The following is a 12,981-nucleotide window of genomic DNA, read 5'->3' as shown; positions in this document are numbered from 1 at the left end:
CACGGCTGCGCGGCCGTGCAGAACCGGCTCGACGACGGTCCTGGGGAGGAGCGTCAGCTGTCGAGCGAGAGCTCGTCGGGGAGCTCGAAGTCGCGGCGCTGGAGCTCCTCGACGTTGACGTCCTTGAACGTCAGTACACGCACGGACTTCACGAAACGGTCGGCGCGATAGATGTCCCAGACCCACACGTCGTTCATCGTCAGCTCGAAGTAGAAGTCGTGCTCGGTGTCGCGCCGAACGACGTTGACGTCGTTCGCGAGGTAGAAGCGACGCTCGGTCTCGATCACGTACTGGAACTGCGACACGACGTCGCGGTACTCCTTGTAGAGCGCCAACTCCAGCTCGCGGTCATAGTCTTCGAAGACTTCGTCATCCATGGTGCTTCCATCCTAGGCGGCGGCAGCACGGCGTTCTCGTCCCCGCGACCCCGCCCACCGAAGTCAGAACAGCGTCGGCGCGTCGGCGATCGCCCAGGACGCCCGGTGATGCCGTGACAGCCCGTGCTCCCGGATCGCGGCCCGGTGGAGCGCGCTGGCGTAACCCTTGTTCCGTGCCCACTCGTACATCGGCGTCTCGTCGTGCAGCTCGGTCATGTGGGCATCGCGCGCCACCTTCGCGATGACCGACGCCGCCGCGGCACTGGCGCAGTCACGGTCCGCCTTGATGATCGTCCGCACCGTCATGCCCGGTCCGGCCATCGGACTGACATAGTCGTGATTGCCGTCCAGGATGACGACGGTCTCAGCAGCGAAGGGATCCGCGACGCCGAGACCCTGGATCGCGCGAACAGCGGCCAGGCCGAGCGCCCGCATGATCCCCATCTCGTCGATCTCACCCGGCGTGGCCGACCCCACCGCCGAGGCCACGACCCAGTCGGCTGCTCGCAGCGCCAGCTCTGGTCGGCGAAGCTCGGTCACGAGCTTCGAGTCACGAAGCCCCTCGGGAACGCGACGACGCGCGCAGCGTGCGTCGAGCACGGCGGCACCGACCGACACCGGGCCCGCCAACGCGCCCCGCCCGACCTCGTCGAGAGCGATGACGAACTCGTACTCGCGCAGCAGCCGCCGTTCGACGGTCAGCCGGGGCGCGACGACGGTCATCGTCCTTCGGGCGCGGGGACCCCCGCGAAGACGTCGTGGTGGAAGTCGATGAGGCCGAAGCGGTCGAGGGGCCAGGTGATGAGGAAAGCTCGTCCCACGACGTTGTCGAGCGGGACGAAGCCCTGCGAGGGCTGGTCGCGGTTGTAGCGCGAGTCCCGCGAGTGATCACGGTTGTCGCCGAGCACCCAGAGCGAGTTCTCGGGCACCGTCACGTCGAACGGAACCTCTTGCGGGGCCGACTGGCCGTCCGCGAGCGAGACGTACGAGGATTCGTCGATGGGAACGTCGTTCACCGTGATCTGGCCGACGGCGTTGCAGCACACGACATGGTCACCCGGCATCCCGATGATCCGCTTGATGAGGTGGTCCTTGCTGTCGGGAGCCGACAGTCCGACGACGGAGAGCACCCAGTCCATGCCCTCGACGAGCGGCGGACGGGCCTGCTCGACGGTGGGAGGCAGCCACCCTCCGGGATCGCGGAAGACGACGACGTCACCCCGCGCGTAGCCGCCGAACCGGGGCGTGAGCTGGTCGACGAGGATCCGGTCGTCCTTCAGCAGCGTCCGTTCCATGGATCCGGATGGGATGTAGAACGAACGGACGAGGAAAGTCTTGACCAGAAACGACACCGCGAGAGCGATGGCGACGATCACGAGGATGTCGCGAAGAAGCAGGCCGAGGCGACGTGATCGTGAACGCGCGGGCTTCGGCGCCTGCGCGGCAAGGTCATCGGTGGTCATTCATCGCCTCTCATCCGACTCGCCCGCCGGGGAGCCCTACCCAGGGTCGCACATTCCGCGACCATCGCCGGTCACCGCGCAGCGGAGACGACGGATGCCCCGAGCCTGAGCCCGGGGCATCCAGAGAATGCGTCGCTGCGATCAGCGGTCGCGCTTCTCCTTGATCTTCGCCTTCTTGCCGCGCAGGTTGCGCAGGTAGTACAGCTTCGCGCGACGGACGTCACCGCGCGTGACGACCTCGATGTGGTCGATCACGGGGCTGTGGACGGGGAACGTACGCTCGACGCCGACCTGGAAGCTGATCTTCCGGACGGTGAAGGTCTCGCGCACGCCGTCGCCCGAGCGGCCGATGACGACGCCCTGGAAGACCTGGATACGCGAGCGGTTGCCCTCGGTGATGTTGACGTGCACCTTGACGGTGTCGCCGGGGGCGAATGCGGGGATGTCGCTGCGCAGCGATGCTGCGTCGACGGAGTCGAGGATCTGCATGATCTGTTCTTCCTGCGACCGCCTCAGGTCGACCACGAGAGAGTTGAATAAGGATGCGGTGCCCCGGGCGCCCGCCGGGCGCCGCTCCCCTGAGGCAGAGATCTATCAGGGCACAAGCGTTCATTCTGCCATGCCGGGCCCTGCTGACCAAAACGTCAGCCGTCGCTGCGCCGGACCTCTTCGATGATCACGACCTTCTCGTCGGCACGTCGTTCGGACGTCGGTCGCATCGCTTCACGCAGGTACGCCGGATCCGTGGCGACGGAGAACAGCGAGACGGGCCGCGCTTCCCGGAAGAGCTGCCAGAGCGACACCCAGAAGACGGCGAGGAACGCCGCGACCGCGGCGAAGAGCAGCGGCCAGAAGGCGCCCTCGGGGTAGAACCCGATGACGATGATGAGCGCGTGCCACACCGTGAACACGAGGACGTCCCACCACGACAGCATCCGCGAGTGCCGAACGGTGCCGCGTGCCCGCACCAGCAGTGTCGTCACGAGCTGACCGATCAGCACCGCCGGGACCGCGATGAACAGGACCCAAAGGAACACCCAGCCGCTCGCACCCGAGATCGCCCAGCCCACGACGAGCCACAGCGGCAGCGCCAGGGCCGCGGGAAGGAGCCAATGGAAGAGCGCGCGTCGCAGCCACATGCTCCCGATGCTACGCCGGTCCGGCAGGATAGAAGCTGAAGAGAGGATCACGATGATCGAGCTGCGCACCCCTGCCGAGATCGAAGCGATGCGTCCCGCGGGACGCTTCGTGGCCGAGACGCTGGCGACCCTTCGAGACGAGACGAAGGTCGGCACGAACCTCCTCGCGATCGATCGGCGCGCGCACGAGCTCATCCGCCGCGCCGGCGCTGAATCCTGCTACATCGACTACCACCCGTCGTTCGGAGCCAGCCCGTTCGGCAAAGTGATCTGCACGTCGATCAACGACGCGGTCCTGCACGGGCTCCCCCAGGACTACGCCTTGCGCGACGGCGATCTCGTCACGCTCGACTTCGCGGTCTCGGTCGACGGCTGGGTGGCCGACTCGGCCGTGTCGTTCGTCGTGGGAACGCCGCGAGACGAAGATCTCGCCCTCATCGACACCACCGAGCGCGCTCTCGATGCAGCAATCGGAGCCGCCGTGGTCGGCAACAAGATCGGCGACATCTCGCACGCCGTCGCGACGGTCGCCCGGGCCGACGGGCTGTCGATCAACACCGACTTCGGCGGCCACGGCGTCGGCCGGGAGATGCACGGCGACCCGCACGTCCCCAACGACGGCAAGCCCGGCCGCGGCTACCCGCTGCGCGCCGGCCTCGTGGTCGCGCTCGAGCCCTGGTTCCTGCAGAGCACCGACAAGCTGGTCACGGATGCCGACGGATGGACCCTCCGCAGCGCCGACGGGTCCCGCGGTGCGCACTCCGAGCACACCGTGGCCATCACTGCGGACGGTCCGGTCATCCTCACCGACCGGTCGTTCCTCGGCGTCGACTGACGTGTGCCCTGGGCCGGTCCGTCGTCGCGGCGGCCGGCTCAGGCCTCGAGGTCTCGGGGCAACAGGTCCGGACGGCGCTCGCGCGTCCGCTCGACCCGCTGAGCGTGCCGCCACTCCGCGACGCGGCCGTGGTGCCCGCTGAGCAGGACGGCCGGCACCTCGTGGCCACGCCAGGATGCGGGCTTGGTGTAGGAGGGGTACTCGAGCAGCCCGTCTTCGTGCGACTCCTCGACGAGGCTCTCGGGGTTGCCGACCACACCGGGAATGAGGCGGCCGATCGCTTCGATCATCGCCATCGAGGCGACCTCTCCCCCGTTGAGGACGTAGTCGCCAAGGCTCATGAGCCGGACGTCGCCGAGCGTCGCCGCGTATGCGAAGACGCGCTCGTCGATCCCCTCGTAGCGGCCACAGCCGAAGACGAGGTGCGACGCTTCGCTCAGCTCGCGAGCGGTGCCCTGCGAGAACCGCTCGCCGGCAGGCGAAGGAAAGATGAACGTCGGCCGGTCGCCCGCGTCCGCGACGATCGCATCCAGCGCGAGCCCCCACGGCTCGGGCTTCATCACCATGCCGGCGCCGCCGCCGTACGGGGTGTCGTCGACGGTGCGGTGCCGATCGGTGGTGTAGTCCCGCAGATCGTGGACGCGGACATCGAGGAGGCCGGCGCCTCGCGCCTTGCCGAGAAGCGAGACCTCGAGGACGTCGAAGAACGCGGGGAAGATCGTGACGACGTCGACGCGCACGTCAGTCCTCGGAGGAGGCGCTGTCGCCGTCTTCCACGGAACCAGCTTCCGCGGGGTCGTCGGACTCATCAGCGGGCAGGTCTTCGAACAGTCCCGCCGGCGGAGTCACGATGACACGACCCCCTGCGACATCCACCTCGGGCACGATCGCCTTGACGAACGGTACGAGGATCTCGGTGTCGTCGCCGTCGCGCTGGACGATGAGGAGGTCCTGCGCGGGGAGATGATCGACTCGTGCGATGCGTCCGACCCGCTCGCCGTCACGCACAACGTCGAGGCCGACGAGCTGGTGATCGAACCAGGCGTCGTCCTCGGCCGTGGCGTCGCCGTCCTGGTCGACCCAGAGGATGGCCTTGACGAGGCTCTCGGCGGCATCGCGGTCGTTGACGTCTTCGAGGAAGAGGACGGGGTGCGAGTTCATCCACCGGAACTCTCGGACGGTCACGGACTTGCCGTGCCAGGGAGACGCCTCGGGGACCTGCAACGTGAACGTCGCGCCCGGCACGAAGCGGCCGTCGGGATCATCGGTGTACAGCTCGAGCTTGAGTGCGCCCTTGAGGCCGTGCGCCTTGACGAGGCGCCCGACGCGCAGCTGAGTGCGAGCGGGGTCGGCGGCCATGTCAGTCGTCCGCGACGTCGACGCGAACGCGCGTGCCGTCGGCAAGCGCGGAGATCAGCGCGCGCAGCGCCTTGGCGGTGCGTCCGCCGCGCCCGATCACCCGTCCCCGGTCGTCGGGGTGCACGCGCACCTCGAGGACCTCGCCGCGGGGCGACGAGGAGGAACGGATGACGACGTCGTCGGGGTGATCGACGATCCCCTTGACGACGTGCTCGAGCGCGGCGGACAGCAACGGATTACTCCGCGTCGGTCGCGTCGGCGGCGGGAGCCTCGTCGGCGGGAGCCTCAGCGGCGGGCTCCTCGGCCTTCTTGGCGGCCTGCGGCTTGATGACCGACTTCTTCGACGCGTCAGCGACGAACTCGCCCTTGGCCTCGGCCGTGCGAACGGTCGAGACGGCGTTCCTGTCGCCCTTGAACTTGCCCCAGTCGCCCGTGAGCTTGAGCAGAGCGGTGACCTGCTCGGTCGGCTGAGCGCCGACGGACAGCCAGTACTGGGCGCGGTCGGAGTCGACCTTGATGATCGAGGGCTCCTCGGTCGGGTGGTACTGACCGATCTCCTCGATCACGCGGCCGTCGCGCTTGGTGCGCGAGTCGGCGACGACGATGCGGTAGTAGGGCGCGCGGATCTTGCCGAGGCGCTTGAGACGGATCTTGACAGCCACAATTCTCCTGAGTGGTGTGATGTGAAGTGAACGTCGCCTGGAGCGTGGGGTGCACACCCGGCGGGAGCTCTGAGGGTGGACCTTCCCGCCGGATAGAGGGTCGAGCGAGCGGTCCAACCGTCTATTTTGCCAGATGATGACGGTCGTCGCGAACCGCACCGCACCGCGTGTCAGACTGAGCGCATGACGGTCCCCTTCGCCACGTCTGCCCGTTCCTCCGTGGGGCTCGAGTGGGAGTTGATGCTCGCCGACCGCGACACCGGGGATCTGGCGCCCCGAGCGCCGGAGGTGCTCGCCGAAGTCGAGGAATCCTCCGCGCTCGAGCGCTACACGATCACGGGCGAGCTGCTGACGAACACCATCGAGGTGACCAGCGGTGTCGGCGACACCGTCGCCGCGGCGGTCGACGACATCGACGACGCGATCCAGCGGGTGCGCGAGTTCGCGGCACCGCGCGGTCTTGAGATGCTCTGCGCCGGCAGCCACCCCTTCGCCCGGTGGTACGAGCAGCAGATCACCGACAAGACCCGCTATCACAAGCTCATCGAACGCACCCAGTGGTGGGGCCGGAACATGATGATCTGGGGCATCCACATCCATGTGGGTGTCGAGGACGTGAACAAGGTGTTCCCGCTCATCAACGCGCTGTCGCTCTACCTCCCCCACCTGCAAGCCCTGTCGGCGTCGAGCCCGTTCTGGGCCGGCGACCGCACCGGGTACGCATCCAATCGCGCCCTCGTCTTCCAGCAGCTGCCCACCGCCGGCCTGCCCTGGAGTTTCACGCAGTGGAGCGACTTCGAGAACTACCTCGACGGCATGGTCCGCACGGGCGTCATGGAGGACGCGTCGGAGGTGCGTTGGGACATCCGCCCCGCGCCGAAGTGGGGAACGATCGAGATCCGCGCCTGCGACGGGATGTCGACGCTTCCCGAGCTCGCGGCCGTGGCATCCCTCGTCCAGGTGCTCACCGAGCACCTCTCGCGACAGCTCGACGAGGGGCGCGAGCTCCCGACGATCCCCCCGTGGTTCGTGCGGGAGAACAAGTGGCGCGCCGCCCGGTACGGGCTGGACGCGCGTCTGATCGTCGACGCCGATGGCACGCAGCGACACGTCGCCGATCACCTCCGCGACACGATGGCCGAGCTCGAGCCGATCGCCGAGGAGCTGCACTGCGCACGCGAGTTCCGCGGGCTGAACACGATCCTCGATCAAGGGGCGAGCTACCTCCGGCAGACACGCGTCGCGGATGCGGCCGACGGGGACCTGCGCGAGGTCGTCCAGCACCTGATCCGCGAGTTCCGCGACGGCCCCACGCTGCGCCAGCACCTGGCGCAGCCGGACGTCGGCCGCTGATTCAGGGCGGCTGACTCAGCCCTTGCCGAAGAGCTTCTGGATCTCGGCGAGGTCGGCCTCGCTCGGCTGAGCCTGACCGCCGGCTCCGAGACCGAAGCCCGAACCGGTCGGCGCCGTCGCGGTCGCGAGGCCGGCGTTCTCTGCGGCCCGCTTCGCCGGGTTGCCCGAACGCGAACCGCCCTTGTTCTTGGCCTGCTTGCCGCGCTTGCTCGAGGCGCCGGGCTTGCCGCCCATCGGCCCCATGCCGGGGATGTTGGGAACGCCACCGCGAGCGACCGTCTTCATCATCTTCGCCGCCTGCTCGAAGCGCTGCACGAGCTGGTTGACATCGGTCACCGTCATCCCCGAACCGCGGGCGATGCGCAGGCGGCGCGAGCCGTTGAGGACCTTCGGGTTGCGACGCTCGGCCGGCGTCATCGACCGGATGATCGCCTCGGTGCGGTCGATCTCGCGCTCGTCGAACTGCTCGAGCTGCTGCTTCATCTGCCCCATACCCGGCAGCATGCCGAGCATCTTCTTCATCGACCCCATCTTCTTCATCTGCTGAAGCTGGTCGAGGAAGTCCTCGAGCGTGAACTGCTCCTTCGCGAGCTTCTCGGCGACCGCGAGGGCCTCCTGCTCGTCGAACGCCTGCTGTGCCTGCTCGATCAGGGTGAGGATGTCGCCGAGGTCGAGGATGCGGCTGGCCATGCGGTCCGGGTGGAAGGGCTCGAGGTCGTCGAGGCCCTCACCCGTGGACGCGAAGATGATCGGCCGCTGGGTGACCGAGGCGACCGAGAGCGCAGCACCACCGCGTGCGTCGCCGTCGAGCTTGGAGAGGACGACACCGGTGAAGTCGACGCCTTCCTGGAACGCCTTCGCGGTGTTTACCGCGTCCTGACCGATCATCGCATCGATGACGAAGAGCACCTCGTCGGGATCGGTGGCCTTGCGGATCGAGGCGGCCTGCTTCATGAGCTCCGCATCGACGCCGAGGCGTCCCGCGGTGTCGATGATGACGACATCGTGCTGCTGGCGGCGTGCGTGCTCGACACCGTCACGCGCGACTCGCACGGGGTCGCCGACTCCGTTGCCGGGCTCGGGCGCGTAGATGGCGGCGCCGGCACGCTCGGCCACGACCTGGAGCTGGTTCACGGCGTTCGGCCGCTGGAGGTCGCACGCGACCAGAAGGGGGGTGTGGCCGTCCTTCTCGAGCTGCTTCGCGAGCTTGCCGGCGAACGTGGTCTTACCCGAGCCCTGGAGGCCCGCGAGCATGATGACGGTGGGCGGGTTCTTCGCGAACTGCAGTCGCCGCTGCTCGCCGCCGAGGATGCCCACGAGCTCCTCGTTGACGATCTGAACCACCTGCTGCGCAGGGTTCAGCGCACGGTTCACCTCATCGCCGAGCGCGCGCTCACGCACCTTGGCGGTGAACTCCTTGACCACCGCGAGGGCGACGTCGGCGTCGAGAAGCGCGCGGCGGATCTCACGGACGGTCTGGTCGACGTCAGCCGCCGAGAGCTTTCCCTTGGTGCGGAGATTCCGGAAGGTCTCGGTAAGACGGTCGGAGAGCGTGCCGAAAGTTGCCATGATCCCTCGATTCTATGCGAGCAGCCGACCCGGTCAGTGCCCCCGGACGATCGCGATCGCTCGGACCATCTCGTGCGCCAGATCCGTCCGACCCGCTCCCCCGCGCGCCCAGGAGCGGACGGCTCCGAGCACAGCACCGCCCCAGGCGGCACCGAGGATGTCGGCTTCGAGCCGTTCCGTCCCCGACCCGTGCAGGGCCGCGGCGACGGCTCTAGCGATGCGAGCGGCCCGCAGTGCGGCATCTCGCGCGAGCTCGTCGGACAGCCCCATCGCGACATCGTTCACGATCGCGAGCGCCAACGCATCGGGGGCGAAGCCGCGGGCGAGCTCCGCCACCGCGGACGCGACGTCGTCGACGCCGCCGGCGCGCCGCAGACCGAGCTCGAGCACGCTGATCCGCTCGTCGAGTCCGGCCCACAGGACGGCCGACTTCGACGAGAAGTAGTTGAAGAAGCTCGAACGGCTGACACCGGCGCGTCGGGTGATGTCGGCGACCGTCGTCGCCTCATAACCGCGCTCGAGGAAGAGCTCGCAGGCGGCCTCCGCGAGGGTCTCGCGGGACGATACGCGAGGCCGGCCGGCGCGGCTGGAAGACGTCACCAGGACAGCCTAGGCGTGTCGTATTGTTGGACGCGGTCCAGTATTCGAGGAGGAACCGTGCTCGATGTCCGCGTCGTGGGGCTCGCCCCCGCCGTCGTCCCCTACGCAGAAGGCTGGGAGCTGCAGCGCCGCGTCCACGATGCCGTCGTGGCCGGTGGTCCCGACACGCTGCTCCTGCTCGAGCACGAGCCGGTGTTCACCGCGGGCGCACGTACCGAGCCCGGCGAGCGACCGACAGACGGCACCGCCGTCGTCGACGTCGACCGCGGTGGCAAGATCACCTGGCACGGACCGGGCCAGCTGGTGGGGTATCCGATTCTGCGTCTGCCGGAGCCGGTGGACGTGGTCTCGCACGTGCGGCGGCTCGAGCGGATGCTCATCGACGTCGTCGCCGACCTGGGCGTCGCGGCCCGTCAAGTGACGGGCCGAAGCGGCGTCTGGGTGAGTCAGGACGGCCGAGACGCGAAGATCGCGGCCATCGGTGTGCGGGTTCAGCGCGGCGTGACGATGCACGGCTTCGCCCTCAATTGCGACAACGACCTCGCACCGTTCCAGCAGATCATCCCGTGCGGCATCGCCGATGCCGGCGTCGCTTCCCTCTCGACAGTGCTGGGCAGAAGCGTCTCCCCCGCGGATGTGGTGGACACCGTCGCGTGTCGGTTCCGCGCCGAGTTCGAGACGGCGGCCGCAGCATGAGCGGCGGCTGCGCCGTGCCCGCCGCTCCCGCCGCGGGTGGTCCGGACGGGCGCAAGCTCCTGCGACTGGAAGTGCGCAACGCGCAGACGCCGATCGAACGCAAGCCGGAGTGGATCAAGACGAAGGCGCGGATGGGCGAGGAGTATCGCGCTCTGCATGACCTGGTCAAAGAAGAGGGACTCCACACGGTCTGCCAGGAAGCGGGATGCCCGAACATCTACGAATGCTGGGAGGACCGGGAGGCGACCTTCCTCATCGGCGGCTCGCAGTGCACACGTCGGTGCGACTTCTGCCAGATCGACACGGGCAAGCCGGCCGAATACGACACCGACGAGCCGCGCCGCGTCGCCGAGAGCGTCAGCCGGATGCAGCTGCGCTACGCGACGGTCACCGGGGTGGCGCGCGACGACCTCGCCGATGGCGGAGCCTGGCTCCACGCGGAGACGGTGCGACGGATCCACGCGGAGAACCCGGGCACGGGCGTGGAGATCCTCGCGACGGACTTCAACGGCGACGCGGCGCAGCTCGACGAGGTGTTCGCGTCACGACCCGAGGTCTTCGCACACAACGTCGAGACGGTCCCCCGCATCTTCAAGCGGATCCGGCCAGCCTTCCGTTACGAGCGCTCCCTGGGCGTGATCACGCGCGCCCGTGACGCCGGACTCATCACCAAGTCGAACCTCATCCTCGGGATGGGCGAGACGCCCGAGGAGGTCGTCCAGGCCCTCCAGGACCTCCACGACGCGGGCACCGACATCATCACGATCACGCAGTACCTCCGTCCCACGCCTCGTCACCTGCCGGTCGACCGCTGGGTCAAGCCGGAGGAGTTCGTCGGCTTCCGTGAGGAAGCGGAACGCATCGGCTTCCTCGGCGTGCTCGCCGGACCGCTCGTGCGGTCGTCCTATCGGGCCGGGCGCCTGTGGGCGCAGTCCATGACTGCCAAGGGCCGGGAGATCCCGCCCCATCTCGCGCACCTCGCCGACTCGGCCCAGTCCGGATTCGCGCAGGCCGTCTGACGGCGTGCCGGCCCGGCCGCGAGGTCTCAGGACGCGGTCGGGTCCGGCGGCCAGACATACGGCAGGTCGTCGGGAACGTCACCGAAGCGCGGCCGGTAGAACGCGGCATCCTTGCGCACGAGGTTCGAGCGGTGAGACAGGTGGAACGCCTCATCGCCCAGCCACGGCGGCATCTCGAGTTCGCTCTCGGGCATCCCGTCGACATCGGGCGCGAACTGCAACAGCTGCGGCCGGACCGTGTCCGGGCGACCGGCGGCGATCCACGCGTCCGTCATCGCGAGGCCGTACGCCGTGAGAGCGGGCAGATAGCCGCGCCACATCTTGGCGGCCGGATGGTTCCGCCATCCGTATCCCGGGACCGTGTTGGCCCGGAGCAGCTGCAGCGTCTCCACGCGCTGCTTGCCGAGCCGCGCCGTGTCGAGGGCCGCCGCCGACTGGGCGAACGAGGGATACGGCAGAAAGGTCTGCACGTCAGTCGGCGCTGGTGACCGACTGGATGCTGCCGTCGCTCGTGAGATTCACCAGGAGCACCTCTTCGGTGGAATCGGGGTCGAGCGCGTACTCGAGCACCGCGAATGGGTCCGATCCCCCGTGCTCATCGGCCAGGATCGTCATGCTGATCAGCTGCAGCGACCGGATGACGTCCATGTGGACGTCGCCCGAGATGTCCACGAGGTACGACTCGATGTCCTCTCCGAGCTCCTCCTGCTGCTGGAGGATGAACTCCGTCACCTCGCTGGTGCGGTCGTTCAGCTCGGAGACCATCGCGTTGCGAGCGGAGAGATCGATCGATTCGATCGCCGAGATCATGGCGGCGGCGACATCCAGCGCGGCAGCCGAGACGTCGTCCTGATCCGGAGCCGTCAGATCGACGGTGACCGTCTGATCGCCGATCTCGACGTGATCCGACCAGAAGATCGATCCGTCCGGCCCCGACTCGAGGAGTCCGAAGTAGTCGTGCTCGATCGCCATGTGTTTATGAAACCAGCCGTGAGGGTGCGGGGGAAGTGGTGATGCGGCGCGGCGCGCGACTCAGTCGACGAGCGCCGACGCGAAGACGTGCGGGGTGAAGCCCGTGAGGTCGTTGATTCCCTCGCCCTGGCCGAGAAGTTTCACGGGGATGCCGGTGCGCTCCTGCACGGCGAGGACGAATCCGCCACGTGCGGAGCCGTCGAGCTTCGTCAGGACCAGGCCGGTCACTCCCGCGTGCTCGAGGAACGCCTCGGCCTGCATCACGCCGTTCTGCCCGGTCGTCGCGTCGAGAACGAGCAGCACCTCGCTGATCGGCGCCTGCTTCTCTATGACGCGCCGGATCTTGGTGAGCTCGTCCATCAGCCCGCCCTTGGTGTGCAGGCGGCCGGCTGTGTCGACGAGCACGATCTCCGTGCCTGTCCGCTTGGCGTAGTCGATCGTCTGGAACGCAACCGAGGCCGGGTCCTGGCCTTCCTGTTGCGGACGGACGATCTGCGCGCCTCCGCGCTCGGCCCACGTCGCGAGCTGGTCGACCGCGGCCGCACGGAAGGTGTCGGCGGCTCCGACGACGACCGACCGACCGTAACGCTGGAGGAACTTCGCGAACTTGCCGATCGTCGTGGTCTTCCCCACGCCGTTCACCCCGACGACCAGGACGACGGCGGGACGCTCCGTCAGACGCAGGGTCGAGTCGAACGCGGCGAACCGCTCCTCCAGGGTCTCCTTGAGCATGCGCTGGAGGTCGCGGGGGTCGGTCGTGCGGTACCGCTCCACCTTGTCGCGCAGGTCATCGACGAGACGCTCCGTGATGTCGGGCCCGAAGTCGGCGGTCAGCAGCGCCGTCTCGAGATCGTCCCACGTGTTCTCGTCGATGGTCGGCTTGACGAAGAGCCCGCGCAGCGCGCGCGAGAGCGACCAGGGATTGTCGGCCATACCC

The 12,981-nt window shown here is 68.4% G+C and carries 18 protein-coding genes; 4 read left to right on the top strand and 14 right to left on the bottom strand.

The window, feature by feature from the left end:
* Positions 1–53: 53 nt before the first annotated feature.
* From VC184_RS07095 to VC184_RS07075, 5 genes are all read right to left on the bottom strand, one after another.
* Entirely contained in the window at positions 54–377 is a 324-nt protein-coding gene (locus tag VC184_RS07095; RefSeq protein ID WP_023950963.1) for a DUF2469 family protein, read from the bottom strand.
* A 63-nt stretch (positions 378–440) separates the two neighbouring features.
* Complete coding sequence (locus tag VC184_RS07090; protein ID WP_112614496.1) at positions 441–1,100, bottom strand: ribonuclease HII; 660 nt, start codon at positions 1,098–1,100, stop codon at positions 441–443.
* Complete coding sequence (gene lepB, locus VC184_RS07085) at positions 1,097–1,840, bottom strand: signal peptidase I (protein ID WP_114589341.1); 744 nt, start codon at positions 1,838–1,840, stop codon at positions 1,097–1,099. The genes VC184_RS07090 and lepB overlap by 4 nt, the downstream gene beginning before the upstream one ends.
* A gap of 141 nt (positions 1,841–1,981) precedes the next feature.
* Positions 1,982–2,329 (bottom strand): 50S ribosomal protein L19, encoded by a 348-nt coding sequence (gene rplS, locus VC184_RS07080; protein ID WP_023950969.1) that lies wholly within the window; start codon positions 2,327–2,329, stop codon positions 1,982–1,984.
* A 155-nt stretch (positions 2,330–2,484) separates the two neighbouring features.
* A complete protein-coding gene (locus VC184_RS07075) occupies positions 2,485–2,979 on the bottom strand; it encodes an MFS transporter permease (protein WP_114589340.1) in 495 nt (164 codons plus the stop codon).
* 52 nt (positions 2,980–3,031) lie between these two features.
* On the opposite strand from VC184_RS07075, the gene map reads away from it, so the two are divergent.
* The gene (gene map, locus VC184_RS07070) at positions 3,032–3,814 is read left to right on the top strand and encodes a type I methionyl aminopeptidase (protein WP_323987619.1); all 783 of its coding nucleotides are present in this window, start codon (positions 3,032–3,034) and stop codon (positions 3,812–3,814) included.
* A gap of 38 nt (positions 3,815–3,852) precedes the next feature.
* Here the strand turns inward: map and trmD are convergent, their stop codons facing one another.
* Genes trmD through rpsP form a run of 4 tightly spaced genes read right to left on the bottom strand, consistent with a single transcriptional unit; the run spans position 3,853 to position 5,835 of the window.
* The gene (trmD, locus tag VC184_RS07065; RefSeq protein WP_274177808.1) at positions 3,853–4,554 is read right to left on the bottom strand and encodes a tRNA (guanosine(37)-N1)-methyltransferase TrmD; all 702 of its coding nucleotides are present in this window, start codon (positions 4,552–4,554) and stop codon (positions 3,853–3,855) included.
* Position 4,555: 1 nt separating this feature from the next.
* Positions 4,556–5,173, bottom strand: coding sequence for a ribosome maturation factor RimM (gene rimM / locus VC184_RS07060; protein WP_274177807.1), 618 nt, complete (start codon positions 5,171–5,173; stop codon positions 4,556–4,558).
* 1 nt (position 5,174) lies between these two features.
* Positions 5,175–5,405, bottom strand: coding sequence for an RNA-binding protein (locus VC184_RS07055; protein WP_023950977.1), 231 nt, complete (start codon positions 5,403–5,405; stop codon positions 5,175–5,177).
* 4 nt (positions 5,406–5,409) lie between these two features.
* Positions 5,410–5,835, bottom strand: coding sequence for a 30S ribosomal protein S16 (rpsP, locus tag VC184_RS07050; protein ID WP_323987618.1), 426 nt, complete (start codon positions 5,833–5,835; stop codon positions 5,410–5,412).
* A gap of 183 nt (positions 5,836–6,018) precedes the next feature.
* On the opposite strand from rpsP, the gene VC184_RS07045 reads away from it, so the two are divergent.
* The gene (locus VC184_RS07045; RefSeq protein WP_112614484.1) at positions 6,019–7,188 is read left to right on the top strand and encodes a glutamate--cysteine ligase; all 1,170 of its coding nucleotides are present in this window, start codon (positions 6,019–6,021) and stop codon (positions 7,186–7,188) included.
* A gap of 15 nt (positions 7,189–7,203) precedes the next feature.
* Here the strand turns inward: VC184_RS07045 and ffh are convergent, their stop codons facing one another.
* Positions 7,204–8,757: a signal recognition particle protein gene (ffh, locus tag VC184_RS07040; protein ID WP_094261654.1), complete on the bottom strand. Its 1,554-nt coding sequence runs from the start codon at positions 8,755–8,757 to the stop codon at positions 7,204–7,206.
* Between the two features lie 33 nt (positions 8,758–8,790).
* Positions 8,791–9,357 carry a TetR/AcrR family transcriptional regulator gene (locus VC184_RS07035; RefSeq protein WP_282502517.1) on the bottom strand — a complete coding sequence of 189 codons (567 nt, stop codon included), beginning with the start codon at positions 9,355–9,357 and terminating at the stop codon, positions 8,791–8,793.
* A 57-nt stretch (positions 9,358–9,414) separates the two neighbouring features.
* On the opposite strand from VC184_RS07035, the gene lipB reads away from it, so the two are divergent.
* Positions 9,415–10,053, top strand: a complete 639-nt coding sequence (gene lipB, locus VC184_RS07030; RefSeq protein ID WP_274177804.1) for a lipoyl(octanoyl) transferase LipB — start codon at positions 9,415–9,417, stop codon at positions 10,051–10,053.
* Positions 10,050–11,072 carry a lipoyl synthase gene (gene lipA / locus VC184_RS07025; RefSeq protein WP_407667133.1) on the top strand — a complete coding sequence of 341 codons (1,023 nt, stop codon included), beginning with the start codon at positions 10,050–10,052 and terminating at the stop codon, positions 11,070–11,072. The genes lipB and lipA overlap by 4 nt, the downstream gene beginning before the upstream one ends.
* 26 nt (positions 11,073–11,098) lie before the next feature.
* On the opposite strand, the gene VC184_RS07020 is transcribed toward lipA, so the two are convergent.
* From VC184_RS07020 to ftsY, 3 genes are read right to left on the bottom strand one after another with little or no spacing between them, the layout of a single operon-like run.
* A complete protein-coding gene (locus VC184_RS07020; RefSeq protein ID WP_112614476.1) occupies positions 11,099–11,542 on the bottom strand; it encodes an MSMEG_6728 family protein in 444 nt (147 codons plus the stop codon).
* Between the two features lies 1 nt (position 11,543).
* A complete protein-coding gene (locus tag VC184_RS07015; protein WP_023950989.1) occupies positions 11,544–12,044 on the bottom strand; it encodes a DUF2004 domain-containing protein in 501 nt (166 codons plus the stop codon).
* Positions 12,045–12,104: 60 nt separating this feature from the next.
* Entirely contained in the window at positions 12,105–12,977 is an 873-nt protein-coding gene (gene ftsY, locus VC184_RS07010; RefSeq protein ID WP_103840597.1) for a signal recognition particle-docking protein FtsY, read from the bottom strand.
* Between the last annotated feature and the right edge of the window lie 4 nt (positions 12,978–12,981).

The sequence above is a fragment of the Microbacterium plantarum genome (assembly GCF_035231185.1).
Lineage (GTDB): Bacteria > Actinomycetota > Actinomycetes > Actinomycetales > Microbacteriaceae > Microbacterium > Microbacterium plantarum.
This window is presented reverse-complemented; position numbering and strand designations above follow the sequence as displayed.